The sequence below is a fragment of the [Flexibacter] sp. ATCC 35103 genome (assembly GCF_001975985.1).
Lineage (GTDB): Bacteria > Bacteroidota > Bacteroidia > Flavobacteriales > Flavobacteriaceae > Flavobacterium.
This window is the reverse complement of record NZ_MTQF01000014.1, coordinates 17,826-19,599: the sequence shown is the minus strand read 5'-3', so window position 1 is coordinate 19,599 and position 1,774 is coordinate 17,826. Positions and strand designations below refer to the sequence as shown.

Annotated in this window: 1 protein-coding gene; it reads right to left on the bottom strand. The window is 34.4% G+C overall.

The genetic code is table 11. The annotated features are described in order from the left end of the window. Positions 1-1,701 (bottom strand): condensation domain-containing protein (locus BXU01_RS21960; protein ID WP_206196636.1); only part of this gene is annotated, 1,701 nt, incomplete at its 3' end. Positions 1,702-1,774 lie beyond the last annotated feature (73 nt).

Below are 1,774 nucleotides of genomic sequence, written 5' to 3'. Positions count from 1 at the left end.
CGGAAAATCAGCATTGATGGGTACATATCCGGCACCTGATTTTAAGATCCCAAGAATGCTGATTACCATTCTTATGCCTGGACGCATATTGATGCATATCAAATCATCGGCTGCAGTTTGGTACTGCTCCCTTAAATAAGACCCAAGCTGGTTCGAAGCTTCATTAAGCTCCTTATACGTTAGCCTATCATTGCCAAAAACAACAGCGATATTATCCGGATATTTTAATGCCTGTTCTTCAAAAATATCAATAATCGTAACATCTGAAGGATAACTCACATTTGAATTGTCAAACATGGAAACCAAATGCTCTTTTTCTGAAATGCTCAGATAATCGATTTGGCTAATCGGGTTTTCCGGACTTTGAGAAACCACATTCATAATACTTTCAAAATGGTCTAAAACTCTATCAATAGCAGCCTCATCAAAAATATCTGTATTATATTCCACAGCAACATCTAATGCTGAATCTATTTCTTCAAAATTGAATGTCATGTCAAATTTGCTCAACACTTTTTCTTCAATTTTAAAATCTCCCTGATCCTTATTGCCTGAATTTTCAGCTGATGAATTTTCTTTATTCGTGTTTTGTAAAACAAGCATAACATCAAACAATACAGATCTGCTGGTGTCGTGTTTTAAGTTTAATTTTTTAACAAGCGAATCAAAGGGATAGGTTTGATTCTCGAAAGATGCTAAGGTACTTTGCTTAATCTGACCAAAAAGTTCCTGAAAACTGACCGATTCCTGAAATACATTTCTTAAAGCAAGGGTATTGATATAACAGCCTATTTGATTTTCAAGATCTACAGAGTCTCTTCCGGCAACGGGCGTACCCACAATAATATCCGTTTGTTTTGTGTATCGGTATAATAATGTATTTAAAACCGTTAATAAACCAATGAATACGGTCCCTTCATGCTGTAAACAAAGAGAATTGAATTTTTTGTAAACTTGTTCATTAAAAGATCTTCTGATTCTCTTACCGTTATACGTTTTTACAAGCGGTCTGTTTCTGTTTGTTGGGAAATCTAAAACAGGAATTTCACCGTCAAAAAGAGATAACCAGTATTTTTCCTGTTTATTCTGACCCACTGAGTTTAAATCATTTTGCTGCCATACTGCATAATCTTTATATTGAATAGCCAGCTTTGGAAGCGCATAAGAACTCCTATTAATTTTGCTCTGGTAAATCGTCATGAACTCCCTTACCAATATTCCCATAGACCAGCCATCGCATATAATATGGTGAATAGAGATTATCAATAACCTTTTATTATCCTCTGTCCTGAAAACAGAAATTCTGATCAAATCATCATTTTCAAAATCAAATGGTGCAACAAATGATGCTTTTACGATTTCCTGTATTTCTGCAGTTGATTTGTCTCTGTAATCTTTGTAGGTAAGACTGGGAATAAAATCTGAACTGCTTTTAATGGATTGATACACTTCACCATCATTATTTGTCTTAATTGAAGCTCTTAAAATCTCATGTCTTTCAAGTATTTCCTGAAAGGTTTCCTGAAAAATATTTTCATCAAAATCACCTTCAATTGTGTTTAAGCCAGACATATTATAAGCAATACTTCCTTCTTCGAATTGGCTTAAAATCCAAATTCTGTATTGAGAAGATGACAATGGATACTGCTCTTGCTCTTTTGCAACGGGGATACCGTTTTTTGTACTGTCCTGATATGACAAATAACGAATCAACGCTTCTTTATTGCTGCGATTCTCTTAAAGGATTTACGGATTATTTTCTTTTTCTTCAGTA